The organism is Bifidobacterium vansinderenii, assembly GCF_002234915.1.
In the GTDB taxonomy this organism is placed as follows: Bacteria; Actinomycetota; Actinomycetes; order Actinomycetales; family Bifidobacteriaceae; genus Galliscardovia; species Galliscardovia vansinderenii.
The window spans coordinates 43,320-69,473 of sequence record NZ_NEWD01000007.1 but is presented as its reverse complement, the minus strand read 5'-3'; the positions used below and the strand labels follow the sequence as shown (position 1 = coordinate 69,473).

Annotated in this window: 19 protein-coding genes and 1 tRNA gene; 7 read left to right on the top strand and 13 right to left on the bottom strand. The window is 63.1% G+C overall.

The features are described from left to right. Nucleotides 1-230: 230 nt before the first annotated feature. The 4 genes from purK to Tam10B_RS03885 form a co-directional block, all read right to left on the bottom strand. Nucleotides 231-1,400, bottom strand: coding sequence for a 5-(carboxyamino)imidazole ribonucleotide synthase (gene purK, locus Tam10B_RS03900; RefSeq protein ID WP_093959958.1), 1,170 nt, complete (start codon nt 1,398-1,400; stop codon nt 231-233). Then, complete coding sequence (gene purE / locus Tam10B_RS03895) at nt 1,384-1,881, bottom strand: 5-(carboxyamino)imidazole ribonucleotide mutase (RefSeq protein ID WP_093959957.1); 498 nt, start codon at nt 1,879-1,881, stop codon at nt 1,384-1,386. Before purE ends, purK begins: the two co-directional genes overlap by 17 nt. A 258-nt stretch (nt 1,882-2,139) precedes the next feature. Then, nucleotides 2,140-3,192: an ATP-binding cassette domain-containing protein gene (locus tag Tam10B_RS03890; protein WP_158214122.1), complete on the bottom strand. Its 1,053-nt coding sequence runs from the start codon at nt 3,190-3,192 to the stop codon at nt 2,140-2,142. Nucleotides 3,193-3,784: 592 nt separating this feature from the next. Then, complete coding sequence (locus Tam10B_RS03885; RefSeq protein ID WP_093959955.1) at nt 3,785-4,774, bottom strand: zinc-binding dehydrogenase; 990 nt, start codon at nt 4,772-4,774, stop codon at nt 3,785-3,787. A gap of 211 nt (nt 4,775-4,985) precedes the next feature. Here Tam10B_RS03885 and Tam10B_RS03880 point away from each other — a divergent pair, with 211 nt between their 5' ends. Further along, nucleotides 4,986-6,845 carry a 1-deoxy-D-xylulose-5-phosphate synthase gene (locus Tam10B_RS03880; RefSeq protein WP_093959954.1) on the top strand — a complete coding sequence of 620 codons (1,860 nt, stop codon included), beginning with the start codon at nt 4,986-4,988 and terminating at the stop codon, nt 6,843-6,845. Between the two features lie 392 nt (nt 6,846-7,237). Here Tam10B_RS03880 and Tam10B_RS03875 read toward each other — a convergent pair whose 3' ends face one another. The 4 genes from Tam10B_RS03875 to Tam10B_RS03860 all read right to left on the bottom strand — a co-directional run bounded on the left by Tam10B_RS03875 (nt 7,238) and on the right by Tam10B_RS03860 (nt 13,206). Continuing rightward, nucleotides 7,238-8,764, bottom strand: a complete 1,527-nt coding sequence (locus Tam10B_RS03875) for an ABC transporter permease (RefSeq protein ID WP_093959953.1) — start codon at nt 8,762-8,764, stop codon at nt 7,238-7,240. Between the two features lie 12 nt (nt 8,765-8,776). Then, on the bottom strand, nt 8,777-10,069 hold the full coding sequence (locus Tam10B_RS03870; RefSeq protein WP_143248530.1) for a COG1361 S-layer family protein: 1,293 nt from the start codon (nt 10,067-10,069) through the stop codon (nt 8,777-8,779). A gap of 419 nt (nt 10,070-10,488) precedes the next feature. After that, a complete protein-coding gene (locus Tam10B_RS03865) occupies nt 10,489-11,202 on the bottom strand; it encodes an ABC transporter ATP-binding protein (protein ID WP_093959952.1) in 714 nt (237 codons plus the stop codon). 339 nt (nt 11,203-11,541) lie between these two features. Beyond that, nucleotides 11,542-13,206: a DEAD/DEAH box helicase gene (locus Tam10B_RS03860; RefSeq protein WP_093960139.1), complete on the bottom strand. Its 1,665-nt coding sequence runs from the start codon at nt 13,204-13,206 to the stop codon at nt 11,542-11,544. Nucleotides 13,207-13,588: 382 nt separating this feature from the next. Between Tam10B_RS03860 and Tam10B_RS03855 the strand changes: the two genes are divergently transcribed. Further along, nucleotides 13,589-15,706: a GmrSD restriction endonuclease domain-containing protein gene (locus Tam10B_RS03855; protein WP_093959951.1), complete on the top strand. Its 2,118-nt coding sequence runs from the start codon at nt 13,589-13,591 to the stop codon at nt 15,704-15,706. A 469-nt stretch (nt 15,707-16,175) separates the two neighbouring features. Next, the gene (locus Tam10B_RS03850; RefSeq protein WP_143248529.1) at nt 16,176-17,555 is read left to right on the top strand and encodes a hypothetical protein; all 1,380 of its coding nucleotides are present in this window, start codon (nt 16,176-16,178) and stop codon (nt 17,553-17,555) included. 321 nt (nt 17,556-17,876) lie between these two features. Here Tam10B_RS03850 and Tam10B_RS13690 read toward each other — a convergent pair whose 3' ends face one another. From Tam10B_RS13690 to Tam10B_RS03840, 3 genes are all read right to left on the bottom strand, one after another. After that, the gene (locus Tam10B_RS13690) at nt 17,877-18,002 is read right to left on the bottom strand and encodes a hypothetical protein (RefSeq protein WP_269843565.1); all 126 of its coding nucleotides are present in this window, start codon (nt 18,000-18,002) and stop codon (nt 17,877-17,879) included. A 238-nt stretch (nt 18,003-18,240) separates the two neighbouring features. After that, on the bottom strand, nt 18,241-22,143 hold the full coding sequence (locus Tam10B_RS03845; RefSeq protein WP_093959949.1) for a DEAD/DEAH box helicase: 3,903 nt from the start codon (nt 22,141-22,143) through the stop codon (nt 18,241-18,243). Between the two features lie 147 nt (nt 22,144-22,290). Beyond that, entirely contained in the window at nt 22,291-22,965 is a 675-nt protein-coding gene (locus tag Tam10B_RS03840; protein WP_093959948.1) for an alpha/beta hydrolase, read from the bottom strand. A gap of 297 nt (nt 22,966-23,262) precedes the next feature. Between Tam10B_RS03840 and Tam10B_RS03835 the strand changes: the two genes are divergently transcribed. Then, nucleotides 23,263-23,339 (top strand) — tRNA-Arg (locus tag Tam10B_RS03835). A gap of 33 nt (nt 23,340-23,372) precedes the next feature. Here the strand turns inward: Tam10B_RS03835 and Tam10B_RS03830 are convergent. Together Tam10B_RS03830 and Tam10B_RS03825 are read right to left on the bottom strand one after the other, a co-directional pair. Continuing rightward, nucleotides 23,373-24,674, bottom strand: coding sequence for a tyrosine-type recombinase/integrase (locus Tam10B_RS03830; RefSeq protein ID WP_093959947.1), 1,302 nt, complete (start codon nt 24,672-24,674; stop codon nt 23,373-23,375). Between the two features lie 35 nt (nt 24,675-24,709). Next, complete coding sequence (locus Tam10B_RS03825; protein ID WP_143248527.1) at nt 24,710-25,231, bottom strand: helix-turn-helix transcriptional regulator; 522 nt, start codon at nt 25,229-25,231, stop codon at nt 24,710-24,712. Nucleotides 25,232-25,371: 140 nt separating this feature from the next. Here Tam10B_RS03825 and Tam10B_RS03820 point away from each other — a divergent pair, with 140 nt between their 5' ends. The 3 genes from Tam10B_RS03820 to Tam10B_RS03810 are packed head-to-tail and all read left to right on the top strand — an operon-like array spanning nt 25,372 to nt 26,148. Further along, complete coding sequence (locus tag Tam10B_RS03820) at nt 25,372-25,629, top strand: helix-turn-helix domain-containing protein (protein ID WP_093959945.1); 258 nt, start codon at nt 25,372-25,374, stop codon at nt 25,627-25,629. Further along, complete coding sequence (locus tag Tam10B_RS03815) at nt 25,629-25,937, top strand: hypothetical protein (RefSeq protein ID WP_093959944.1); 309 nt, start codon at nt 25,629-25,631, stop codon at nt 25,935-25,937. Before Tam10B_RS03820 ends, Tam10B_RS03815 begins: the two co-directional genes overlap by 1 nt. Nucleotides 25,938-25,941: 4 nt before the next feature. Continuing rightward, a complete protein-coding gene (locus Tam10B_RS03810) occupies nt 25,942-26,148 on the top strand; it encodes a hypothetical protein (protein WP_093959943.1) in 207 nt (68 codons plus the stop codon). The last annotated feature ends 6 nt before the right edge of the window (nt 26,149-26,154 follow it).

Genomic DNA, 26,154 nt, shown 5'->3' with positions numbered 1-26,154 from the left:
GTTACGGTCCATTTCGCTTCCATGACAGAACGTAACCGTGGGAACAGGTTCGATTACGATTCATCACACATAGGCACCGCAACGTAACCGTGACCGGAGATTCGATTACGTCATGTCCGCCAACAATAACGGAACGTACGCATTCGCCCGGCTCCGGGCACGTTGTGTTTCGGCAAGGAAACCAAACGTACCCGGAGCCGGGCGAACGGTAATGAACCTGAATGCTTCGGCTACTTCAGGTCGTCCCACACGCCGGTGGCTTCGAGATCGGCCACGGTGCGGGCGGTGTCGTCGGTGAGCACGGTGATGTGGCCCATCTTGCGGTTGTGACGCACCTGCGCCTTGCCGTAGTCGTGCACGTTCCACTCGGGGTGGTCGGCGATCAGCGCGCGGCTGGGCGCCACATGCTGGCCGAGCACGTTCACCATGACGGCGGGGCTGAGCAGCTTCGGTTCGGGCAGCGGCCAGCCGGCAATGCCGCGGATGTGCGCGTCGAACTGATCGATGGAGCACGCCTCGATGGTGTAGTGGCCGGAGTTGTGCGGACGCGGCGCCAGCTCGTTGACGACCACTCGACCGTCCTTGGTGATGAACAGCTCGATGGCGAGTGTGCCCGCCAGTTCGAAGCCCTTCGCCAGACGCAGCGCAAGGTCGCGGGCCTGCTCGTGCAGCTCATCGCTCACCTCGGCCGGGGCAACGGTGATGTGCAGGATGTTGTTGCGATGATCGTTGCGCACCATCGGGAACGTCACATAGTCCTTGCCGTTGCCGGAGACCAGGATCGACGCCTCGAACGCGAAGTCGACGAAGCCCTCGAGGATGCTCGGCGGGAAGCCGCCGCCGCGATCGCCACGGGCGCGGATCTTCTCCAGATCAGAGTCGTTGCGCAGCACATGCTGGCCGTGGCCGTCGTAGCCGCCGGAACGGGTCTTCAGCACGCACGGGTAGTGCAGGTCGTCGATGGCGGCCTCGAGCTCGTCGAAGTCGTTGACCTCACGCCACGGGGCGGTCTCGATGCCGTGCTCGTTGATGAACGTCTTCTCGTTGATGCGGTCCTGAGTGACGCGCAGCAGGTCAGTGCCCTGCGGGGCGGCGACCAGATGACGCACCTCATCGATGGAGTCGGCGTCCACGTTCTCGAACTCGTAGGTGAGCACGTCGGACTTCTCGGCCAGATCGTGAATGGCGGTCTTGTCGTCGTATTCGCCGACGACCTGGAAGTCGGCCACCTGTGCGGTCGGGCAGTCGGGGGTCGGGTCGAGCACACCGATGCGGAAGCCGCGGTACTTGGCCACGATGGCCATCATGCGGCCGAGCTGTCCGCCGCCGACGATGCCGATGGTGGCGCCGGGCTGCAGCATCTTGACCGCGCCGTTGGTTTCCTCAGACAAGCTGGGCATTCGATTCCTCCACCTTCTTCTTCAGACCATCGCGGTACTCCTGCAGCTCCTTGGCCAGACGCTCGTCGGTGGTCGACAGGATGCTCACGGCCAGCAGGCCGGCGTTCGTGGCGCCGGAGTTGCCCACGGCCGTGGTGGCCACGGGGATGCCGCCGGGCATCTGCACGATCGACAGCAGCGAATCCCAGCCGGACAGGGCGTGGGAGCGTACCGGAACGCCGATGACGGGCAGCGTGGTCTGCGCGGCGATCATGCCGGGCAGGTGCGCGGCGCCGCCGGCACCGGCGATGATCACATGGAAGCCCTTCTCACGCGCGGAGTGGGCAAAGTCGGCCATGAGCTCCGGCGTGCGGTGGGCGGAGATCACCTGCTTGTGGTACGGAACGCCGAACTGATCGAGCATTTCGCAAGCGTGCTTCATCGTCTCCCAATCGCTGGAAGAACCCATAACAACCGCTACCAGCGGCGTGTTTTCGGCCATGTCGAACCTCCCGTTCAAGGACCCATAAGAACAGACACCACTGTACGCACGGCGGGGGAAAACGGGAACCAAGCATCAGGAAGGAAGGGTGCATCCGGTTCGGCCAGTAGCCCTCCCTCAGTCATGCATGGCATGACAGCTCCCTCCCGTGGAGGGAGCACGACGCCAGTCATCCTTGCGAACGTACAGCCCTGACAGCCCCCGTGGAGGGAGTACGATGCCTCAGAGCGTGCGGCGCCACGGGAACGCCGACCGCCGTCAGTTCTCGGCGAGGACCTCCACGCGCACCTTCTTGGAACGCAGGAAGGTGATCGCGTCGCGAATGTTGCGTTCGGGGCCCTCGAACACCGCCACGATGCCGCCGATCGGATGCTTGCCCACGATCTGCACGTCGGCGAGCATGATGTTCACGTCGATGCCGAACTTGCGCGTGACCAGCGAGACCAGCGGTTCGGAGACATCCTCGTGCACGTAGCGCAGGGAGATGAGCTTCTGCCCAGGGCGCAGGTCCACCACCGGGTCATGGCCGTCGAGCAGGGTCTGCACCTTGCCGAGGCTGGACGCGGACTGGGTGAAGATGCGCGTCTGTGCGGCCTGCGGGTCGGCGAGCACGGCGTGCGTGGCACCCTCCTCCACCACCAGGCCGCGGTCGAGCACCACGATGTGGTCGCAGATCTCCTTGACGGCGGAGATCTCGTGCGTGGCGAGCAGCACGGTGGCGTCGGATTCGTGGGCGAACTGCTGCACGAGTCGCAGAATGTCGAGGCTTTCAATGTGGTCCTGCGCGGCGGTCACCTCGTCGAGCAGCACGATGCGCGGGCTGGATGCGAACGCGCGGGCCACGGCCGCACGCTGCAGTTCGCCGCCGGACAGCTGCGAGGGGTAGGTGTCCTTCTGCGAGCGCAGGCTCACCTCGCGCAGCAGCCGGAACGCCTTGGCGCGCGCCTTCTCGTCGGGCTCGCGCGCCTCGGGGTCCTCGCCTGCGGCGATGGCCACGGATTCGAGGATGGTGCGCTCGGGGTCGAAGTCGGGGAACACGCCCACCTTGCTGATCTGCGCCTTGACGGCGGCCAGGCCGCGTTCGTCGAGTGCGCCGAGGTCCTGTCCGAACACGCTGATCGTGCCGGAGGTGGGGGTGAGCGTGTGGTCGACGAGCTTGAGCAGCGTGGACTTGCCGGCGCCGCCGAGCCCGATGATGCCGTAGATGCCACCGGTCTCGAAGTTGAGATTCACGTCCTTGATCAGCGACTTGGGACCGTCCGCGGTCAGCACCGTCTTGGTTACCGAGGAGAAGACTATCGCATCGACCATCGGGAGTTCCCCTTCCATTCCGTCGTTTCGACGTTCATCGCTGGCGTTCGCTCCGGCATGTTCCGGCATCGCCTGCCGTGCAGGTCGTCGCCCGCAGCGCAAGCATCGCAGGTTTCGTCAGCTTGTTTCACACACGTTTACTGATTGCGATCGTAGTGAACTTCGGTCATGGTTTCCAGCCGCACGCGCGGGATGTCGCGGGAAGATGCCGGAAAGTTCGCTGGACGTTGCATGAATGACCGTTGCGATTGCAAGGATTTCCCGGCTTCCTCCCGGATCGGTATAAACGGCGTTTGTGAAAACCGATCAAATATTCGTAATCGACGGTTCGACGACGAGCAGCGGCACCGACAGCGGCGACGCGGCGACACGTTCTCGTCGCACGGCGGGGCACCTCATCAGTCTCGCTTCGCTCGACAGCTTCCCCTCAAGGGGAAGCCGGGTTTACGCAGTGAAGCTTATCCCGAAATGTGCCGCCTTCCCCTTGAGGGGAAGGTGTCGGCGCAGCCGACGGATGAGGTGACCCGTTTTTACGCAGTGAAAACAACCACCGTATCGCCGCGGCGATGCCGCCGCTCACACGCTGGCACGTTCACACGTGGAGGACGACCTTGCCGAAGACGTCGCCGTCGAGGACCTTGCGGAAGGCGGCGGGGGCGTCGGCGAGCGCGTACGTGGAGTCGATCACAGGGTGGATGTCGGCGTGCTCGACGAAGCGCAGAAGACGGGCGAAGTCGTCGCGCGATCCCATGGTCACGCCCTGCACGCGGATGTCCTGGAAGAACACGCGCGTCAGTTCGGCGCCGGGTTGGTCGCCGGTGGTGGCGCCGCACACGGCGATCGTGCCGCCGGGGCGTACGGACTTGACGGAGTGCAACCATGTGGCGGCGCCCACGGATTCGATCACGGCGTCCACCTTGCGCGGCAGCCTGGCGCCCGGTTCGAATGCGGCGTCGGCGCCCAGGGCGACGGCACGGTCGCGCTTGGACTCGCTGCGGGAGGTGACGAACACCTCGAGTCCGGCCGCGTGGGCGAGCTGGATGGCCGCGGTGGACACGCCGCCGCCTGCGCCCTGCACGAGGATCGTGTCGCCGGGCTTCACGCCGGCGGCGCTGAACACGAGCGAGTAGGCGGTCAACCAACTGGTGCCGAGCGCCGCGGCCTCGTCGAAGCTCAGGTTCGCGGGCTTGGCGAACACGTTGGCGCTGGGCACCTGGGTCTTCTCGGCGAGCGTGCCGGCATACTTTTCGGACAGGATGGTACGTCTCTCGCCCGGCGCCACGCCGTTGCCGTCGGTGCCGACGAACGTGTACAGCACGACCTCGCTGCCGGCCTTGAGCCCCTTGCGCACGGGGATGTCGTCGTCGAGGATGCCGGCGGCGTCGGTGCCGAGGATCATCGGCGTCTGCGCGGCGGACAGGCCCACGCCCTGCAGCGACCACAGGTCGTGGTGGTTCACGGTGGCGGATTTCACGCTGATCGTGGACCAGTATTCGCGGGGCGTAGGCTCGGGCCTCTCCCCCACCTCCAGCACGGACAGCGGATCGTCGTAGTTCACATCGTTCGCGTATACGGCCTTCATTGGCGTTCCCTTTCGCTCGGCATGTCGTCGTATTCATTGTGCCGCCGGCACACGGCAAACTGTGCCAGACACGCCCACGCGGGCCCAACGCAAACACCCGTGATACGGAGATGTTGGGGGTATCGTACGAAGTAGATGCATCGGTCGCATGGTTTCGGCTATGCTTTCGCCTTTGGAAGACGAGCGACGCGCGAGCAGCGAAGGAGCAGGGATGAGCGATTTTCTGGCGGGGATCAACGGTCCGAGCGATCTGAAGCATCTTGCCGTGGATCAACTGCCTGATCTGGCGGACGAGATCCGCCGCGCGCTCCTCACGTATTCGCACGCCCACGGTGGGCATATCGGCTCGAATCTCGGCCTGGTGGAGGCCACGATCGCTCTGCACTACGTGTTTGATTCGCCGCGCGACCACATTATTTTCGACGTCTCCCACCAAAGCTACGTGCACAAGATGCTCACCGGTCGTCGCGAGGCGTTCACCGATCCGTCGAAGTTCGGCGACGTGACGGGTTTCACGAATCCGTTGGAAAGCGCGCACGATCCGTTCGTGCTGGGGCATACGGGCACGTCGATCTCGCTGGCGTGCGGCATGGCGAAGGCCCGCGATCTCATGGGCGGCAGCGGCAATGTGATCGCGCTGATCGGCGACGGAGCGCTCAGCAGCGCAGTGGCGTTCGAAGGTCTCAACGAGGCGGGCGAACTGCACGGCAATCTGATCATCGTGCTCAACGACAACGAGATGTCGATCGCCGAGGATCATGGCGGCATGTACGACGATCTTGCGGAACTGCGTGTATCGAAAGGCCGTGCGCAGCGCAATTTGTTCCGTTCCATGGGACTCGACTACCGGTATGTGGAGGACGGCAACGACGTGGCCGCGCTGGTCCGCGCGTTCGACGAGGTGAAGAACATCGACCATCCGATCGTGGTGCACATCCACACGCTCAAGGGCAAGGGGCTCGGCGATGAGGAGGGGTCGGTGGAGAGCAACCACTGGCATAACCCCGATTCCGCGGCCGGATCCCCCCTTAACGCGCGCAAGACGTACGGCATGATGGCGATGGACGCGCTGGCCGCACGATTCGACCGCGAGCCGGGCCTGCTGGTCATCTCCCCCGCCACGCCCGGTTCGAACGGCATCACCCGCGAATGGCGTGCCGCGGCCGGAGCGCATTATCTCGACACGGGCATCACCGAGGAGCATGCCGTCGCATTCGCCGCGGGAGTAGCGCGTGCGGGCGGCACGCCGGTGCTGGCCACGAGCGCCACGTTCTTCCAGCGCGCGTACGACCAGATCCATCAGGAGTTCGCGCTCAACCAGGCGCCCGGCACGCTGCTGATCTTCGGCGGCGGCATCTCCGGCACCGACAACACGCATTCCGGCGCGGGCGACATCATGATGTTCGGCAACGTTCCCGGCCTGACCTGCCTGGCGCCGACGAGCGGCCGCGAACTGCTCGACATGCTCGCCTGGTCGACCGGACCGGCCGCACGCCCCGTGGCGATCCGCATGCCCGGCAACGACGTGCTCGCTGCGGAACGGTTGGGCGGATATCCGACGTTCGGCGGCACGACGACGATCGGCGAGAACACCGCCGGCGTCGGCGCGCACGACGAGCGCGACATCACCGTCACACCGACCGTCGGCAACCCGTGGGCGCGGTACACCGTCACGCGTGCCGGATCGCAGATCGCGCTGATCGGCCTCGGCGACGCCTACCCCACCGCGGAGGCCGCCGCTCGCGAACTCGACGCGCGCGGCGTCACGGCCACGGTGATCAACCCGCATCAGTTCTCCACGATCGACGTCGCCACGCTCGACGCGCTGCGCGCCGATCACACGGTGGTCGTGACCGTTGAGGACGGTCAGCTCGAGGGCGGCTGGGGCGAGAAGATCGCCTCATACTACGGTCGGACGGACCAGACGCAGCCGATCCGTACGACTCCGATGCGCGTGATCAACTTCGGTGCCCGTAAGGAAGTCACCGACCGCGTGCCACTGGCCACGCTGCGCGAACGTTACGGACTCACGCCGGAACACATCGCCGAACGCGCGCTCGCGGCGCTGTGAGTGGCTTCCGGGTTCTCGGCATAGCGGAGACGTGAGCGGAAGCGGTGGTGAATGAGGTATCGGTCTACGACCGATACTGTGTTGTTGCCGACTGCGTCGGGGTCACCTCATCCGTCGGCTGGCGCCGACACCTTCCCCTCAAGGGGAAGGAAGGGCCGGTATGCATTTCGTCCTTGCCGCAATATGAACAGGCTCATGCTTCCCTTTGTACGTCAAACGGGTTATACCCGCCTTCCCCTTGAGGGGAAGGTGTCCGGCGATAGCCGGACGGATGAGATGACGCGGCGAAGCCGCAGCGATGCCACATCGGCCACCGGCCGATTCCACACGTCTGCCGCTCGTTCACAGGACGGCATCGGCAGCGCACGATCGTGATTGCCGATTCCTCGAGACTACTGTTCGTTCTTGATGGCGTCGAGGGCGGGGATTCTTACGGCCTTGTTGGATGGGCCGAAGCCGGAGATCAGGCCGATCGCCATGGAGAACAGGATCGCGAACACGAACAGCCACGGCGGGATCACCGACAGTCTGGTCACGTCGTCGCCGCCCATGATCGCCTGCCGCACATGCTCCCAACTGAATCCGCCGAGCACGATCAGATTGAGGCCCAACGAAATCACGCCGCTCAGCACACAACCGATCATGCCGCCGAGGAATCCGATTGCACCCGCCTCGCCGAGGAACATCATGCGGATGTCGCGCACATAGCAGCCAAGCGCCTTCATGATGCCGATCTCGCGCGTGCGTTCGGTCACGGACATGACCATCGTGTTCGTGATACCGATCGCCGCCACAAGCAGCGACACCGCGCCGATACCGCCGAGCATGAGCTGGATGAACCGCGACTGCTGCTCCAGATCCTTGCGCATCTGCTCGTACGACATGGTGCCGAATCCCATGTCGCGGATCTGCTGTTCCACGTCCGGCACCTGCGAGATGTCGCTCACCTTGACCATCGCCTGGGTGTACGACGTGCTTTTCAGTGCCGTCGACTTGTCGAGCTTGGCGAGCATGGCCCTGACCTGCGTGATGTCCAGCAGCATGCCGGTGGACGTGGCCTGCCCCTTGTTGTAGTCCTCCTTGAGGATGCCGGTCGGCTTGAACTTGAACGTGTTCGCCGAGGACGCCCCCGAACCGGACGCGCCGTCGCCGGAACCCGTTGACCCGGTCGAGCCACCGGACGCGCCGGATCCCGTTGAGCCGGCGAGGCCCGAAGACGAGCCGTCCGTGGATCCGAGCGTGACCGTGATCGTGGACTTGAGCGGATCGAAGAACGGCTTCTGCGCCTCGTCCGCGGGCACGGTCTCGCAGTTGCCGGTGTTGTCGCACTGCGTCACCTGACCGTCGCCGGCGTCATACGGCTGGTTGCGCATGTTGTAGCCGTCGGGCCGATACTTGTCCATGAACTGGTAGGCGAAGTACTGTCCGACAAGCACCTCGTCGGCGCGTTTGGGAGACTCGCCTTGGGTAAGCTCCAGTCCCATGGTCGCGGATTCGGCCATGTCGATCGCGTCGATCATGACGTAGGTCGTGTAGTAGCGGCCGTTGTCGGTGCTGACCGTCAGCGGATAGTCGATCGTCATCTGCCCGGTGGCGCCCACCACGCCGGGAATGTTCTTTATCGCCGCGATGGCGTCGTCGTCGAGCTTCACCTCGCCGTCCGCTCCGGTGCCCGACGAGCTTGTGGACGTGCTCGACGCGGTGCCGTAATCGGAACCGGGCCGGTACACGGTGATGATGTTGAGATCGCCCATCTGCTTGAGCATGGCGCGGTTCTGTTCGCTCACGCCCGCGCCGAGCGAGATCATCAGCACGATCGAGCAGCAGCCGACGATCACGCCGAGCACGGTGAGGATCGTTCGTGATTTGCGTCGGAACATGTTCTGCGCGCACAGGCGCAGGATATCGTCGAAACGCATGGCCGGCTCCGTCTAGCGGCCGCGACGGCGAGCGCCGTTCGGTGCGTCGTGCGTGCCGGACAGACCGGTGCCGGGCATGTCGGAGACGGATGCGACTGCGGGCATGTCCATCGTGTCGTCGTTGGGCGTGATGACCGTGGTGGCGGCGCCGTCCGCGGCTGCCGCACCTGCACCCGTGCCGGCGGCAGACTCTCCGGCGGCCGAGGTACTGTCGGTGCCCTTCTCCCAGTCATCCCAGGCCTCGTCGACGCTGGCCTTCTTCTTGCGCTTCCTCCTGCGACGCACCACCACGATCACGACGATCAGCAGCACCACGGCGACTGCGGCGATGGCGTACGCCCACCACGGTACGCCCTGCTGCTCCTGCACGGTCGCGTCGGCGGCTGTGTCGGACTCGATCGGGGTCGGCGGCTCCTGCACGTTGAGCGTGACCGGGAACTCCTTGGTCTGCGGATGGCCGTCGGAATCCTCGTAGGTGACGGTGAACTTGGCGTTCACCTCGCCCGTGGTGGTGGGCGTGAACGCGAATCCGATCGAACCGGACGCGCCGGACGCCACGTTGCCGAGATACTGGGTCTTGGTCACCGCCTCGATGCCGTCGCCATCCACCGTGGCCTCCACGTTGGCGATGTCGCCCTTGCCCTTGTTCACGTATTCCATGGTGACGGTGGTCTCCTCGCCAGAGTTGACGGTCTCGGGGATCTGTGGGTCGTTCACCTGGAAACGGTCGGGCTGGCTCACCGGCACGGACAGTTTGATGTCGGTGTTGTTCGAGCCGCGCTGGTCCTGATCCACATACTCGTAGCGGAAGCTCACGGTGATGCCCTGCGCGCCGCTCTTCGCGCCGGTCACCGCCTGCATCTGCACCTCCTGGCTCAGGCTGTTGCCCGCGGCCAGACGGTCGAAGTAGAACGTGTTCGTGCCGCCGGCGATGGTGAAGTTCTCGCCGCCGTCCACCGTGACGACCATGTTCTCCACGCGCACCTTGCCCTTGTTCTGGAACGTGAAGTTGAGCGGGAACGTGGCGCCCGCGGCCACGGTGTTGCCGCCGTACGTGTAGCCGGTGACGATGATGTTCGGCACGGGTCCGGCGATCACGGTCTGCGTGGAGCCGGAGCCGTTGTCCGTGGCGGTCGTGGCGGTGCCGTTCGCCGAGGATGCGCCGGTGTTGTCGTCGGCGAGCGCGGATGGCGCGCTGACGGCCAGTCCGAGCGTCAGACTCGTCATGACCGCGAGCAGCATGCCGATCAGTCGGCGTATCGGCGAGTCTGTGGCCGACGCACGGCGGGTGGATGTGACGTTCATGGGGGTTTCCTTCTTCTAGTTCCGTTGTTGTCAAGTACGATGTCGAGCCCAGCCGATCGCTCTCTTCCCTTCTCTTCCGGGGAAGGCCATGCCGATCGGTCTCTCTTGCCGCCTTCCCCTTGAGGGGAAGGTGTCGGCGAAGCCGACGGATGAGGTGACGCCGCAGCCAGCCGCAACGCCTGTGCATTCGTCATCGGCCGGTTTCGTTTCGCCAGTCGTGGATCGGGTCGTCTTCGACGACTGTGTGTTCTGTGTTCACCTCATCAGTCAGCCTTCGGCTGCCAGCTTCCCCTCAAGGGGAAGCACATGCGGAGCATTTCAGGCGTCTCGCGGCTGCCGGCTTCCCAGCAGCGAATGCGAAGGGTCTCAGGCGTTGCCGCGGCTGCCGGCTGCACGCGTCAGGGAGGGGGAAAAGTCGGTCAGTCGTTCATGGTGTCGTCGATGATGCGGCCGTCGAGCAGGGTGACGATGCGGTCGGCGTAGGAGGCCATGTTGCCGTCGTGCGAGACCAGCACGATCGTCTGGTCGAGTCGCCGCGCGAACGAGCACATCATCTCCATCACGTCGGTCTTGGTCTTGGAGTCGAGGTTGCCGGTCGGCTCGTCGGCGAACACCACCTGCGGTTTGGCCACGAACGCGCGTGCGATGCCCACGCGCTGCTGCTGTCCGCCCGACATCTGGTATGGGAAGTGCTTCATGCGTCGTTCGAGGCCGACGCGTCTGAGCATGGCCCGGGCCGCAGCCTCCCGCTGTTCCTTGGGCACGCCGCGGAACATGAGCGGCATGGCCACGTTCTCCACGGCGGTGAGGTTGGGCAGCAGATTGTATGACTGGAACACGAATCCGAGATGCTTCTGACGGAATTCGGCCAGTTCATGCTCCTCGAGTCTGGAGATGGGCACGCCGCCGATCATCACGCCGCCGCGCGTGGGCTTTTCCATGCCGGCGAGTTGGTTGAGCAGCGTGCTTTTGCCGGATCCGGATTCGCCGAAGATGCAGCAGATCTGTCCTTTGGGTATGCGCAGGTTCACGCGTTCGAGCGCCACGACGACCTCGTCGCCGACCGGATATTCCTTGCGTAGGTTCCGCACTTCGATGATGGGTCGGGATGGTCCGTGTTCGGATTCACCCATGGCTCACCTCCTTTGCCGTCGACCGTACGCACCTTGGCGTTGATGGCGGTCGGCGGATCGTCTCTTCCTCGACGGCGTTCAGCCATCGCTGATCGCCGCTGCACGATCAAGGATCGTATGGGTTTCTCCGATGGTCAACCCTTGCCGTGCCAGACACGGCAGGACAGGTGTATCGGACGGTTTTCGCGCAGCATGACGACGCTGTTTCCAGCGTATCGCGAATCGGAACGACACCCCCATAGTCCCCCGGGATGATTTCCCGACGACGGTGTCGGGCGGATTGCAAAACGGCTCCCCTAAGAGGGGAGCCGAATGTCTAATACCTAGCGGAAGGGACCGTCAGCGGCCGCGGGAGACGCGGAAGGGGGCGGCCTTCTTGCGGGACTTGCGGAAGCCCTGCGCGGCGCGGGACGTGGTGTGTCCGCCGTGCGAATGCGAGCCGTGAGAGCCGGAACCGTAGGAACCACCGCTCATGGCACCGTTCTTGCCATGACGCTTGGCCTTGCGTTCGGCGGCATGCTGGTCGGCGTACCGGGCGTCGGCTCCGCGACGACCGCGGCCGCGCTCTTCGGAGTTCCGCGCCACAGCGCCGCGCTTACCGCCACCACGGTTTTCGGCGCCACGCCTGGACTCGCCACGCTCGGCGGCACCACGGCGACCGCCATGATGCGAGTGCTTGGCGCCCGTCTTCGGCTTGGCCGGAGCCTTGAGCTTCCAGTCGAACACCAGCGGCGCGTACTCGCCCACGAGCTCCTTGACGGCCGGATCCTCGGGCTTGACCCACGTGGACTTCACCTGGATGCCGGCGCGGCGCATCGTGGCGCGCACGCCACGCTCCTGGCTCGGCAGCACCAACGTCACCACGTCGCCGGACTCGCCGGCGCGCGCGGTACGACCGGAACGGTGCAGGAACGACTTCGGGTCCATCGGCGGATCCACCTGCACCACCAGCGTCACGTCGCTCACGTCGATGCCGCGAGCCGCCACGTCGGTGGCCACGAGCACGTTCACGTCGCCGCTCGTGAAGGCGGCAAGATGGCGGTCTCGCTGGTTCTGGTTGAGGTTGCCCTGCAGGTCCACGGCCGGAATGCCGGACTTGACGAGCTTGGCGGCCAGCTTCTGCGCCTGGAACTTGGTGCGCGTGAACAGGATGCGCTTACCCTTGCCGCCGGCGAGCTTGTTCACCAGCGTGGCCTTGTTGCCCTGCGAGACGACGAACAGGTGATGGGTCATGGTGTCGACCTGGGCGTCGGCATCATCCACCTCGTGCACCTTGGCGTTGTGCATGAATCGCTTGACCAGACCGTCCACACCATGGTCGAGCGTGGCGGAGAACAGCATGCGCTGGCCACGGGGGTCGACCTTCTCGAGCAGTCGGGTCACGGACGGCAGGAAGCCCATGTCGGCCATCTCGTCGGCCTCGTCGAGCACAGTGATCTCCACGGATTCCAGCGACAGCAGACCCTGACCGAGCAGATCCTCCAGTCGTCCCGGGCATGCGACCACGATCTCGGCGCCACGGTTGAGGCCCTCGACCTGACGGCCCTGCTTCACACCGCCGTAGATCGTCACGGTGCTCATGCCCATCATGGCGGCGAGCGGCTGGATCACCTCGTCGATCTGGTTCACCAGCTCGCGCGTGGGGGCCAGCACCAGGCCCAGCGGATGCGGCACGTTGCCGTTGGCGCGCTTCTCATGGCGACGGTTGGATCCCTTGCCCCTGGCATGCTTGGCCAGTCGGGCCACCAGCGGAATGGAGAAGGCGAGCGTCTTGCCCGAACCGGTTCTGCCGCGGCCGAGCAGATCGCGGCCGGCCAGCGAATCGGGCAGCGTATCGGCCTGGATGGGGAACGCCTCGGTCTTGCCTTCGGCGGCCAGCACGCGAACGAGCGGCTTCGGCACGCCGAGTTCGGCGAAGGAGACGGGCTCGGCGACCACTTCGGCAGCGTCGTCGCCGGCGGTATCGGCGTCGTCGATCACAGCATCGGCGTCGGACTCATTCATATCGGTCATGGAATCGGATTCAACGGCATCGGACACGACGGTATCGTCAAAATCAGTGGTGTGCTTCGGCACGGCAGCCTTTCAAAACAAAATCAGCAGACAGTCAATCGGTATGAATCCGCAACGATATTCCGATTATTCATAGGCATTCATATTCGGATGGGTCACGCCGCGGATCATCACAATCCAGACCGGTTCCTCCGGCCTGTGCAAACTTATTGATGCTACCCCGAGGCCGATACTTTCGTTGCAGGTTCGTAACGGCGTCACGACGAACCCACAACGAACGCACCGCCACCTCGTGCGCGACGACCGTCCGCGACGGGCGCAATCGATCGGCGCGCACGGCTATAGTCAAAACCAACCAACGAAGGGAGCCGGGATGGGTATCAACGCAAGCGAACAGCCACTAGGCAAGGTGTTCTCCACCGACTACCGGTTCGTCATCCCCGCATTCCAGCGCGCCTACTCATGGCAGGTGGACAACATGCTGCAACTGGTGGAGGATCTCGAGGACGCGGCACACGACCCCGCCCACCCGTACTTCCTCGGCTCGCTGATCCTCGTGGGCGGCACGGATTCCACCGGACGCGCGTATCAGGTGATCGACGGGCAGCAACGGCTCACCTCGCTCACCATCATCATCGCGATCCTGCGCGACCTCGAAAAGGATCCGGAGCTGATCGCCAACCTCAACGCGCTGATCCTCGAGGAGGGCAACCGTCTGTTCGGGCGCAACGCCGAACCGCGGCTGGCGCTGCGCGAGCGCGACGCCGCGTTCTTCCGCGACTACGTGCAGGAGGGCAATCTCGAATCGCTGTTCGACCTGCGCGACAGTGACATGGACTCGAACGCGCAGCGCAACATCGTGCAGAACACCAAGGCCGCGTACGACGCGCTGGAGGCACTGACCGACGACGAACGCCGGGCGCTGGCCACGTATCTGGTGAGCAACGTGTTCCTGATCATCGTGGTCACCGACGATCTGGCGGGAGCGCACCGCATCTTCGACGTGATGAACATGCGCGGACTGCCGCTCACCGCGTCCGACGTGTTCAAGGCCAAGGCGATATCGTCGATTCCGCTGGTCGACCGCGACATCTACGGCAGACGCTGGGACGATGCGATCGACCCGCTGGGCGATGACGTGGAGGCGTTCTTCAACGATCTGCTGCTGGTCACATCGCCCAAGTCCGGTGCGCGCGGACCGGTCGACGGATTCCGCATCAAGGTGTTCGACGACTATCTGAAGAAGAGCACGGCCACCGACTTCATCAACACCGTACTCGTGCCGTATTCCAGGGCGTGGCTGATGGTGAACCGGCCGCACGCGTTCGATCTGCCGGCCGAGGTGTCGGACTGGCTGGTGGCATTGAACGACTTCCCCACCGGCGAATGGAGACCCGTGGCCATGTGGGCGCTGACGAACGTGGGCGGGCTCGCGGAAGCCGTGACCGCGGCCGACGACGACGCGACGGGAGCCAACGGTCTGATCGGACTGTCGGAGAAACGGCAGCGCAAGCTGGTGAAGCTGCTGACCGCTCTGGAACGCGTGACCGGCGTGGATAATCTGGCCCGGCAGTCGTCGTCCATGCGGCGCACGCGCGTGGTACAGATCCTCAAGGATCTCAGGAAGAGCAAGGATCTCGACAAGTCCACCGGATTCGCGATCGGCGACGACGAACGCAAGACCGCGCTCGCCCGACTGCGCGGCGAACTGCAGGCCACAGGCACGCTCAAGAAGCTACTGTTGCTGCGTGCCAACGATCAGCGGGCCGGCATGCGCATCGTACGGCCGCGCAGCATCAACGTGGTGCGGATTCTGCCGGAGCGGATCGGCCCGAACTCGTCGTTCGCGGCATGGCCGGAGGCGACACGCGATCATTGGGTGGATCGGATCGGCAATCTGGTGCTCACGTCCACGAACGAGCAGATGATCGCCAAGCTCGACAGTTACGCGCCGCGTGCCGAACGGATTCTGGCGCAGCACAAGTCGCTGAAGTATCCGCTGACCGCTGAGCTCGAATCGGTGCGTGAGCTCACGCCGGACGTGCTGGAACGCCGGCAGGAGGAGATCGTGCATCTGATCGCCGAATACTGGCGGATCCGGTTCGACGCGGACAAGGTGGATCTGACCACGCTCAGCGAGGATCATCTGACGCGCGGCGGCAGACGGGCGACGAACGGGTCGAAGCGCATCACGATCGGTCAGGTGATCGATGCGGGACTGCTGGTGCCCGGCGAGACGCTGGTGTGGAAGCGGCCGCGGCTCGGCCAGGAGTGGATCGCCACGGTGACGCGCGACGGCAGGCTGCAGTTGGAGGACGGGTCGAAGCATGCCACGCCCACGGCGGCGGCGCGCGCGGCGAGCGGCAAGGCGTCCGGCGCGGGGCTGGACGTGTGGCGGCGGCAGTCGAACGGGCAGAAGCTCAGCGAAATCTGGCAGACGTACCGTCTGAAGATGCTCGGCGGTCGGGGCGGCGACGGATCCGGAGTCTGACTTCGAGGAGCCCGGCTCCGATACGTTTTGTTCTGCGATCGTTGCGGAACGTACTCGCATGGTCCTCTTCGGGTACGTTTCATCACGAATCCCCAATGAATCGTATCCGAAAATCGTGCTTCGGATACGATTGGTTTTTGTCGTGCTGCGGACCGTATCCGAACGACGTCGCCCGGATACGGTCCGTCATGGATCGACAACCGAACGTACTTGAACATCACGCAACACGTCGACACGGCAATCCGGCAATCCCGCACCGAAAATCGGTGAACGGAGCGAATCCCGCCGGTGAACAATGGACGAATCCCCCGCGAAGGCACTCCCCCGCCCTGCGGTCCCGCGAAATACTGGAATCGGAAGCGTGTCAGGCACGTGTCAGATGCATGTCTGACACGTCGCATGCCGGGTGTGCCGTCGTGGACGAGTCCGGCACGTCGAGCGTCAATGTCGCCGAGAGGAGTCGTAGGGGATGCACCGACTGATCATACGAATGGCGCTGGCCGGATTCGGAATCCTGATCTCGCTGCAGAATCTGTGGGGAGCGGTCTACGATCTGCTGAAGCCGGTGGCCTATCAGTGGATGAAGAGCACCGGCAGTGACGTCATCGGAATCATCGTGCTTCTGCCATTGCTGTGCTTCTGCCTCTACAAGATCGCCACGTACATCCTGCTGCTGAGGGAAGGCCCGCGCACTACGCACGGCATGATCTGGGAGTACAAGAAGACGGAGACCACGGACTCCGACGGCGATACGGTCACGAGCGTCACGCATACCATGCGTCTGGACGACGGTGAGATTCTGCATGGCATCGACCAGATCCCGCAGTCAGCGTTCCGCGACGGCATGATGTGGGACAAGTTCATCACGCCGGGCACATACGTGATCATGACATGGTATGAGAAGCCGTTCGTCTGCGTGGCGCTGCGGCCCGACCCCGAGCATCCCGTGCCGGCCACCGCCGACGAACGGCATCGGATCGCCAACCCGGATTGGAATCCGGAGCTGGATCGGAAGCTGGACGAGACGATGGATCGGGCGTTCGCATCGGCGGGGACCGACGCCAACCCCGACGGCACGAGTCGCATGAGCTACGCGGGAAGCACCGAAGACACGAGCAACGCGGGCGGTGCCGGTGGCACGAGCAGTGGAAACGGCAACGGCAGCTCCGCGTCCTCCAAGCCGCCGATCAAGGAGCAGAACCCCGCACCGTTCAAGCGATTCAGCCGCACACTCATGGCCATCATGCTCATCATCATCGTCACGATGCTGACATGGGCGGGCAGTCTCTCATCGTTCGGCATTCAAGGCGTGTACAAGAACATGTCGATGGGATTGATATGCAGTTGCTGTGTCGTGTGGATACTGGTGCACATGATCGGCAAGCGCATACTGTTGCGTCGCGTCGGAAGGCAGGTGACGTTCTGGGACCGCACCGTTGGGGAGCGCGTCCATCTGCCGCAGAAGGAGATCGACGGCGAGCTGCATTCCAACCTGGTATCGCATACGATCGGTGCGATCATCGTGGCCGCGCTCACCGCGCTTACGCTGATCGGCCCCATACAGACGGCGATGGCCGGGCCGCAGACCGTGTCCGTCACCTATCAGGGAGTGGAACGTCGCGAGGAAACCGACGACGATTCCACCACCATCTACGCCGACTTCCACTTCCAGACCGACAATGGGAAGACCCTCACCATCACCACCGACTGGGACCAGCGACCCACGATCGAACGGCAGTCGGGGCAGGAGGGGCGTCATCTGCTGCTCACCTACTGGGGCAACGACCAGAATCCCTTCGACCGCAACCTCGTCTTCGACAATGCCAAGGCTGATCCGAAGTACGAGTGAGCCGGAGCGTTGCCCCGGAATTCTGCCGCGCTCCGCATTCAACGAATACCCGCCATTGCTACTTCAGAACTTGAAGATTGGTGTCTGCAATGCGCCCTGATAACTTCAGAACTCGAAGATTGCTCTTCCTCTGGAATACCGTTGGGATATTCAATCCACCAGCACACAGAAAAACACAAAGAATAGAAGAAAAATGAACAGAATACGGACGCCATTGGCCGCATCTTTTCACTGATTGGAAATGAGTTGCAATATTAAAATATTTGGAATCGCTATGATTCCGAAGCGATTATCACGATCCGCAGTCAGCGAATCGACGAATCACTTCTCCTCTTCGAGCTGGCGAGCAACGTAGGCCATGGTCTTCAGGGTCTCACCGTTCACGTAGTCGCTGGCGGCGAAATCGGACATTGCCAGACCAAGAGACATCATCTTACCGAACTTCATTTTTTCTGCTCCTTATACGTTGTATATGGTTGTTGTCGTTGGCGTTGATTTCCAACTGACATCTGCGACTATAAGAACCTGATTGTTACGCGGCAACAATTTTCCATGTGTTGCACACGAATTCCATAACAAACGTTACGCAGGTCACGTTTGGATCCTTCAAATCCCGGTTATTGTTATCCAGATCACGTTTATAACCAGATGCGAATACACGCGAATAACCGCGAATATGTCAACTTCATCCGAGCAGTCGAAGCAGGTCGTCCTTGGTGAGGGCGCCGATGGCATTGCCGCCGGTGGATGCCGCGTCGACGAACCGTGCGGCGAGATCGGTCTTGGTGCGCTGCAGGTTCAGGATGCGTTCCTCGATCGTGTCCTTGGCCACGATCTGGTACACGTTCACGTCCTGTGTCTGACCGATCCTATGCGCGCGGTCGGTGGCCTGATTCTGCGCGGCGGCGTTCCACCAGGGGTCGGCGTGCACCACCACGCAGGCGCCGGTGAGGTTGAGTCCAGTGTTGCCGGCTTTGAGGGAGATGAGGAACACGGGGGTGCTGTCGCTGTTGAACGCGTCGACGAGCTCGAGGCGCGTGCGTTTGGGCGTGGCGCCGGTGATCACGTCGTAGTCGACGCCGTTGGCGCGCAGCCGTTCGGCGATGAGGTCGAGGTAGCTGGTGAACTGCGAGAAGATCAGCATCTTGCGGCCGGCGTCGCGGCAGTTCGACACCAGCTCCTCGATGGCATCGAGCTTCGCGGAGCCGAGTTTTGTGGTCTTTCTTGGCTTCACAGCCCCGGCTGTGGACCGGGAGCCCTTCTCCGGCTTGGATGCCGCAGGCTCTGTGGTCGCCGTGTCGTTAGCATCGACCACAAAACTCGAGGTTCGACCACCAACCGTAGACTCCGAAACGGATTCCACAGCCTCGTTCCGCTCGCCAAACGCGAGCCTGGGGTCGCAGCACACCTGCCGCAGCCGGGTCAACTGCGCGAGCACCTGGATCTTGGACTCGTTGAAATCCTTGTCCTTCTGCCGGGTAAGCGTGTCACGCAGCCGCTGTTCGAGCGCCGCATACAGCCGTCGCTGCTCGCCGGCAAGCTGCACGGTGATCACGTTCTCTATCTTGTCGGGCAGGTCCGCGAGCACGTCGGCCTTGAGCCTGCGCAGAATGAACGGTCCGACGAACGCCTGCAGCTTGGCCTGCGCGTTCTCGTCGCCCGCAAGGATGGGCATTTCGAACCGTTCGCGGAAGTGCGCGTACGAGCCGAGCATGCCGGGCATGAGGAAGTCGAAGATGCTCCACAGTTCGCTCAGCCGGTTCTCGATCGGCGTGCCGGTGAGCGCGAACCGATGCCGCGCGTGGATCGACCGTACCGCGCGAGACGCCTTGGTGGCGTGGTTTTTCACGTACTGCGCCTCGTCGAGCGCCATGACGTCGAAGTCGAGCCCGTCGTAGTCGGCGACGTCACGGCGCAGCAGATCGTACGACGTGATGATCACGTCGTAGTCGCCGCGTTTGGCCGCCTCGATCATCGACCGGCGCGCGGCCTTGGTACCTGCGACCGCCGCCGCACGCAGTCCGGGCGCGAATTTGCCGCATTCGGCAAGCCAGTTGTAGACCAGTGACGCCGGGCAGACGATCAGACTGGGATGGGTATTGGCGTTGCCGGCGGCGGCATTGCCGAAGCCGGCATCACCCGCGTCGCCAGTCCCCGCACCGGCATCATCGGCCTCGCCGGCACTCCCCCGCTCCCGTCGCGCCACGAGCAGCGACAGCATCTGCACGGTCTTGCCCAGACCCATCTCGTCGGCGAGAATCCCGCCGAATCCCTTGTCGCACACCGCGTTCAGCCATCGGAACCCTTCCACCTGATACGGCCGCAGCACGTCGGCGAGCGACGCGGGAACCGTATACATGGCCGGGTCGATCACGCGCAGACCGTCCAGATACGCCGTGAAGCTCGCGCTCTTGTCGGCGTCGTCGACCTGATGATCGAGGTAATACGCCTCGTAGGCGGGCACCTCCAATGTTCCGGCGTCCAGGCTCGCGGCGGACACCCCCAGATCGGCGGCGACTTCGTCGATCGCGCTGGCGTCCACATCGCGCATGTCTACGAACGCACCGTTGGACAGACGGTGGAAACGCTGTTTGCACCGATAGCTGTTCAGCAGCGCCGGCACGTCCTTGGGATCGATCTCGTCGGCAATGGGCGATATGCGCACCAGATCGGATGCAACGGACAGGCCGACGCGGATCGTCGGCCGCGGCGCGTCGGTAAGGCCGTCGAACGCGGGCGTGGAGAACACCTCGCCGAGCCCGCGCAGCACCGGCAGCCCCTCGGTAAGCAGCCGGTAGATGGCGTCATCGTCGGATTCGGGGATGCGCGCCACCACGTCGTCGGGCTGCGGGAAGTAGTGCCGTATGGCCTCCACGGCCAGCCGTTCAACGTCGGGGTCACGCGTCACGTCGCCGGGCGCGATGCCGGCGAACACGTGGAACCGCTGGTCGCCGTACCGAGCCTGCACGTCGCAGCTGATGCCGTCGCGGTCACGGTCCAGATAGGTTTCGATCACGCAGGGCAGACGTTTGCGTCGCAGCAGATCGCTCGGCAGCTCGGCGGGAATGCCGTGCGTGGAGGTCGTGCCGTCCTCGTTCACGGTCACGTTCGTGCCCAGATACGGCAGGATGGTTCGGCTGAACATGTCCAGATCGTCGCGGTTGAGGAACAGTCCGCGATCGGCGTCATTGCACAGGATCGACAGCATGTCGAAATCCTTGACGAACTGCGCGCTGCACTTGCGGAACACCGGGCGACGGGTTTCGGCGGTCTGCCGCACAACGACGTAGGCAGTGTTTCGCCCTTCGACCAGCAGATCGAAATACGTGGTGTGGTCGATCACGTAGCCGTCGCCGGAGTCATCCTCACGCACGGTGATGCCCGGGTCGGGATCGCCGTCGATCACTGCGACTGGAACCGCCTCGCGGAACGACGAAGAGACGACGGACGCGGAAGTGGACGTCGCGGAGGGCGACCCGACGGGAACGTAGTCGATGCACTCCCCCGAATCGAGATAGACGTCCAACAGTTCGACGACCTCGTCGGCGATCAGTTCCATCTCGTTCAGCACGGGCTTGCGCCGATAATAGCCGTCATACGATTCGTGGACGCCCAACGCGGCACGAATGGCAAGCGCCTGCGTGAGCACGTCGATCAGTCGCCGGGAGCGTTCGTCGAACGAGTCGCGCGTGTGCACGAATCCGAGTCTCTTACCGTAGTAGAAGTAGTCGCCGTTCTGGATGGCGTTCAATGTGGCACGGATGTTCTTCACCGTGTATTCGATGCCGTTGCGGGGCACGCGGATCCGCAGTTTCAGCCGCCATCCGTCGTTGGACGGGTGCAGACACGGGGTCAGGCTCACGCTGCCGATGGGCATGCGACGGCTGACGCCGGACATGTCGGTAGTGCCCGCCGAATCGTCCGTTCCCGCCATGTCCCCGTTGGATTCGGCGAGCGCGCTGACCTGTTTGAGCAGGTTCAGTCGCTGTTCATGCGCGTGCATCGCCGTTTCGTGTTCTCGTTGGCGCATGTAGAGCTGCAGCAGGCGCGAGGTGTGATGCGTTTTCGCCTGCGTGGGGTCGCCGATCTGCGCGAACGCCTGGGGATGGTCGTTGTATTGCATGATCAGCGCGATCACGTGCTTGCATGTTGTGCTGTAGACGCCGTAGGCGGGGCACGTGCAGAAGGAGTCGACCAGTTCGTGAGTGGTTTCGTCGATGGTGGCGTGCGTGGCGTAGTCGTCGCGACCGCTGGCGTTGCTGTGGACGAGGGCGGAGATCACGGTGTCGCCGTCGGCGTCAACTTCGCAGCGGAGGCTGTGCATGCGCCCGCTGGTGATGACGTCGTAGGCGCGGTAGAAGGCGGTGCCGCCGAGGCTGCGCAGCTCGTATTCGGGAATGGCGTCGGCCTGATGGCCGTAGGCGGGGGAATCCGCGTCGGCGGCGGCATTCATACCGTCGATGTTCGCGGCGTAATCGTCGTATCCGTCGTCGTAGTATCCGTCATCGTCACTCAGACTGCCGCCGAAACTGCCGAAACTGCCGGAGCCGCCGGCACCACGTCCGTATACGTCCGATCGCCAGTTCATATGCGCGTCCTCCGGTCAGTTCGTCCCATCCCTCCCGACCATATCAACCCGACCATATCGGTGCCGCTGACGCCGACGTGTCGCGAACGATGGGCGACGGTGGCATACGACGGTGGCATACGCCACGAGTGACGGGATACGCGACGGTCAGATACGCGGCAGCGACTGGAGGAAACGGTAGACGTCGGTGAGTTCGGCATCGCACACGTCGTGACGCATGCCGAGGTAGGCACGCTCCTCCACGTTGGCGAACGTGGCGAGCGACGCGCGGATCGAGGACTTCTGCTCCTCGGGGATCTGCTGGTCGAGGCTGCCGTAGCCGAGGAACACCTTGGGGCGACGGGTCGGTTCAACGAATCGCACCTGCGCGTCGTGGAACGACGGGGCGAACAGCACGGCCGCGGCGAACATATCGGGATGGTCGGCGAGAATTCGGTATGCGAGGTATCCGCCCTGAGAGAAACCGACGAGTACCTTGCGACGGCCCTTGAGCGCCGACGAGTCGAGCATGCCAACGACCTGATCGCCGATGGCGGAGCACTGCGACTGGATCTGCGCATCATCCCAGTCGGTGCTGTTGTACCAGGCGTGACCGCCGAGATACTGGCGATGGATGGGGCCCTGCACGGAGATGTAGTCGCAGCCGGGGTCCACTGCGGTGATGATGCGGACCATCTCATGCTCGTCGTTGCCGTAACCGTGGAACATCACGTAGACGATGTCGCTGGTCACGCCGTTCTGCGGCACGATCTGTCCGGTGACAGGCTCGACGGGAGTTCCCGCCGGCTCCGTGGTCAAGCTGGCCAGCATGTTCAGCTGCATATCATCACCCTTCCCTCTACGTCGTCGTGGCCGACCCGGCTCGCGACGCCAACCTACAATACTATCCACTTCCCGCGCATCGCTCACACCCCCTGTGCCGATTGGCCTGCGTTAATTGGCCTACGCTAACAGGCGTCCTCCGAGCGATGAGGGGGTTGGATACGCATCCATCATCGTAGGACGGAACGAGCCTGAAGGAATCCTGTTGCCCGGGTTTTGCAAAATCCCGCGATCTGTGTGACTCACGTCATGGCGAAAATGGCATGAGGTTGCTACAATGGCTTCTCGTTGCTTTTCGGCCCCGTAGCTCAGTTGGATAGAGCAACTGACTTCTAATCTGTAGGTCGCCGGTTCGAACCCGGCCGGGGTCACCACACAGCCCTTGGAAACATTAGGATCCAAGGGCCTTACCGTACCGGGTATTCGACCATATGGACGCCATCGGACGCACTCAACGCCAATGCCCTCGCCTTCGCCAACGCGTCCGCCACATCATCCATGCGATCCGGGAACAGGGCCGCATACGTGTTCAGCGTCACAGCCGCGTCCTTGTGGCCCATGGCCTTCTGCAGCGTCTTCACGTCGCAGCCGGCCGCTATCGCCAGACTCGCGTACGTGTGACGCAGCGAGTAGATGGTCAGTCCCTCGACTTCCACGCCGGATCCGAGAACGATCTTCTTCCACTCCCGGTTGCGCCAGTTCGCCAGATTCACCGCCCTGCCTCTGGGCGACGTGAACACGTAGGCTTCCAGTGGCCGGCCGTCGCACTGGGCGCGTAGATCGTCGATCAGGAATTCGGGCATGGCGACCGTGCGAGTCTCCCACGTCTTCGGCGACCCCTCGACTATGTGCCCCTTCCTGTCTTCGGTGAAGTTACGCACCACTCGGATACGCCGGCGTTCGAAGTCCAAGGCGTCGATATGCAGGGAAAACAGCTCGTTGGGCCTCAGCCCCGTGTACGCCAGCATTCGGATTATCAGGGCGTTCCGGGAGTCGCATACGCCGGCCAAGTCCTCGACTTCCTCGTAGCGCAGGTACACGGGGTCGTCCGGCTCGTTGTCCTTGGGCAGGCTCACCCCGTCCATGGGATTGAAGGGGATGATTCGTCGTTTGGCCGCGTAGCCGAGCGTGGCGCCGAACGCGACCGTGACTATGCCCTTGATAGAGCTTGCGGACAGTGGTTTCGGCTTCCTCGGCTTCTTGGAATGCTTGGTCTTGAAGTCGTGCACGGCGGTACCGTCGCGCAGCTGCCCCACCCATGCGTTTATCGCCACGGCGTCGATGGATCCTATCCGGACGTTCGCCCATCGTGGTTTCACGTACCTGTCGTAGTCGTCTTCGTACCGGTTGCCCGTCCGATCCTTCACATGGTGTTGGGCGTTGAACCATTCCCGCCAGACGTCGCCATAGGGCCGGTTGCGGTTCTCGACCGTGACGTACTGCCCGGTGAGTTGGTCGGCGGAGATCCGCGTTACGAGCTGTTCGGCCTCTGCTCTGGTTTCGACGCTTCTGCCTGCCTTCCTGCGTTTGCCGTTCGCGTCGGTTTCGAACCATTGGACAGACCATCGACTGCCCTGCCCGTATCGGGCGCTCTTGTATTGGTCGGGAATCTTGGCCTTGAGGGGATCACGACTGGCGTTGAGCCGGCGTTTCACGCTTGCCGGCGCGTCCTTCCTCAGCCATCGGTCAACTATCCACGCCTTAGCCATCACACATCACCATTCACCAGTGCTCGAGCAGCCACTCATTTTTCTTCTTCTGAAAAGGCATCATCGCCAGTCGCCAAAATTGTTGATAACTTACGGGATAACGCATTTACTTCGGTCTCCGCAACGACTTTTTTCAACAACGCGATAGCTTCATCAGATGGCGCAGGCTCTTCTACGACATTCCCGTCTGGATCAACGTACGAATAGGTAGAGGGGGCCAAAAGATATTCCGCCGCCATCCGGCAGGTATAAACATCCCGGCATGATGACGCTGCATCGCTCACGGCAACTTTTAAATCTCTGATAGCTTCATGAACTTTTGAGTCAACTCCATCCACAAACAGTTCGTCCATGTCCTGCTGCTTGTTGTATCCGAGGATATCGAGCATTGCCCTTGCTTCTGACAACCGGAGTTGCCGTCTACCGCGTTCGATGTTGTAGACAGTCATTTTCGTGAAGTCGAATCCCTTCTCCCGCATCCTTTTCGCTAGTTCCTCTTGGGAGACTCCACCACGCAAGCGTTTGACGTTTTGACCTATCGTCAGATCTTCATTCATATGGAAAGCGTATGTCGAAATCTCGACTGAACTATAAACAACTCGACACTCTTATGTTGACACATATGTCAACATAAGAATATATTCAGTATTGCAATGTTGACTAAGTAGTCAACATAAGGACAGCCAAAGGAGTTGTTATGTCTATGCCGACCGTCACCCCGTCGTCTGACTTGGACGCCATCGCCGCGCAGCTGGATCCGTTGAACAGTCCGCAGCAGGTGTTCAACACGACGGGGATCCCGACCAGCACGCTCGCGTTCTGGCGCAGCGAGGGCCGTGGTATCCCGTTCGTGAAGATGGGCCGCGTGGTCCGCTACAAGAAGTCCGACGTCTTGGACTTCATCTCTAGGAACACCTACACCAGCACCGCCGAAGCCAAGGAGGGCAACCAGTGATGAACAGGAAGAAGAACGGCGCCCGGAGTGTTGCAGCACCCCAGACGCCCAATAAGAATGATTCGGTACATACTCAAGCCCTGAATCAGGATCCAGTCTACACGGACACGCTCGACCTCGTGAACCACGCCCGCCCATGGCGTCCCCTGCACGTCACCATGCTCGATGACGGGGGAATGCTCATCACTCAGGGCGAGGGACTGACCGCAGGCGAGATCCGCTTGGACCCCGAACAGGCGACCGCCATGTGGTGCGCGTGGCTAGTCCACAACGCCGACCACAGGCAGATGAAGGCCGACGAAGGCTAGACCCATGACGGACATCACGCAGGCGCTCAGGGCGCTCTACGAAACGCCCGGCGCCATCCACTTCCACGAATATTTGAACGCGCGCCGCCAGTACGAAGCCGAGCTGCTGCACGGCGCACCCCCACTACGCGGTTGGTACCGGGGAGACGGCATCCCCCGCACCGCAGCGGGACACCCCTATGAGCCACTGAACGTAAGGACCACGCTATGACAGTGA

What these genes read in the sequence shown, in the direction of transcription:
- purK (WP_093959958.1), bottom strand. Translation starts at nt 1,400, where the DNA reads ATGCCCAGCTTGTCTGAGGAAACCAACGGCGCGGTCAAGATGCTGCAG.
- purE (WP_093959957.1), bottom strand. Translation starts at nt 1,881, where the DNA reads ATGGCCGAAAACACGCCGCTGGTAGCGGTTGTTATGGGTTCTTCCAGC.
- Tam10B_RS03890 (WP_158214122.1), bottom strand. Translation starts at nt 3,192, where the DNA reads ATGGTCGATGCGATAGTCTTCTCCTCGGTAACCAAGACGGTGCTGACC.
- Tam10B_RS03885 (WP_093959955.1), bottom strand. Translation starts at nt 4,774, where the DNA reads ATGAAGGCCGTATACGCGAACGATGTGAACTACGACGATCCGCTGTCC.
- Tam10B_RS03880 (WP_093959954.1), top strand. Translation starts at nt 4,986, where the DNA reads ATGAGCGATTTTCTGGCGGGGATCAACGGTCCGAGCGATCTGAAGCAT.
- Tam10B_RS03875 (WP_093959953.1), bottom strand. Translation starts at nt 8,764, where the DNA reads ATGCGTTTCGACGATATCCTGCGCCTGTGCGCGCAGAACATGTTCCGA.
- Tam10B_RS03870 (WP_143248530.1), bottom strand. Translation starts at nt 10,069, where the DNA reads ATGAACGTCACATCCACCCGCCGTGCGTCGGCCACAGACTCGCCGATA.
- Tam10B_RS03865 (WP_093959952.1), bottom strand. Translation starts at nt 11,202, where the DNA reads ATGGGTGAATCCGAACACGGACCATCCCGACCCATCATCGAAGTGCGG.
- Tam10B_RS03860 (WP_093960139.1), bottom strand. Translation starts at nt 13,206, where the DNA reads ATGAATGAGTCCGACGCCGATGCTGTGATCGACGACGCCGATACCGCC.
- Tam10B_RS03855 (WP_093959951.1), top strand. Translation starts at nt 13,589, where the DNA reads ATGGGTATCAACGCAAGCGAACAGCCACTAGGCAAGGTGTTCTCCACC.
- Tam10B_RS03850 (WP_143248529.1), top strand. Translation starts at nt 16,176, where the DNA reads ATGCACCGACTGATCATACGAATGGCGCTGGCCGGATTCGGAATCCTG.
- Tam10B_RS13690 (WP_269843565.1), bottom strand. Translation starts at nt 18,002, where the DNA reads ATGAAGTTCGGTAAGATGATGTCTCTTGGTCTGGCAATGTCCGATTTC.
- Tam10B_RS03845 (WP_093959949.1), bottom strand. Translation starts at nt 22,143, where the DNA reads ATGAACTGGCGATCGGACGTATACGGACGTGGTGCCGGCGGCTCCGGC.
- Tam10B_RS03840 (WP_093959948.1), bottom strand. Translation starts at nt 22,965, where the DNA reads ATGCAGCTGAACATGCTGGCCAGCTTGACCACGGAGCCGGCGGGAACT.
- Tam10B_RS03830 (WP_093959947.1), bottom strand. Translation starts at nt 24,674, where the DNA reads ATGGCTAAGGCGTGGATAGTTGACCGATGGCTGAGGAAGGACGCGCCG.
- Tam10B_RS03825 (WP_143248527.1), bottom strand. Translation starts at nt 25,231, where the DNA reads ATGAATGAAGATCTGACGATAGGTCAAAACGTCAAACGCTTGCGTGGT.
- Tam10B_RS03820 (WP_093959945.1), top strand. Translation starts at nt 25,372, where the DNA reads ATGTCTATGCCGACCGTCACCCCGTCGTCTGACTTGGACGCCATCGCC.
- Tam10B_RS03815 (WP_093959944.1), top strand. Translation starts at nt 25,629, where the DNA reads ATGAACAGGAAGAAGAACGGCGCCCGGAGTGTTGCAGCACCCCAGACG.
- Tam10B_RS03810 (WP_093959943.1), top strand. Translation starts at nt 25,942, where the DNA reads ATGACGGACATCACGCAGGCGCTCAGGGCGCTCTACGAAACGCCCGGC.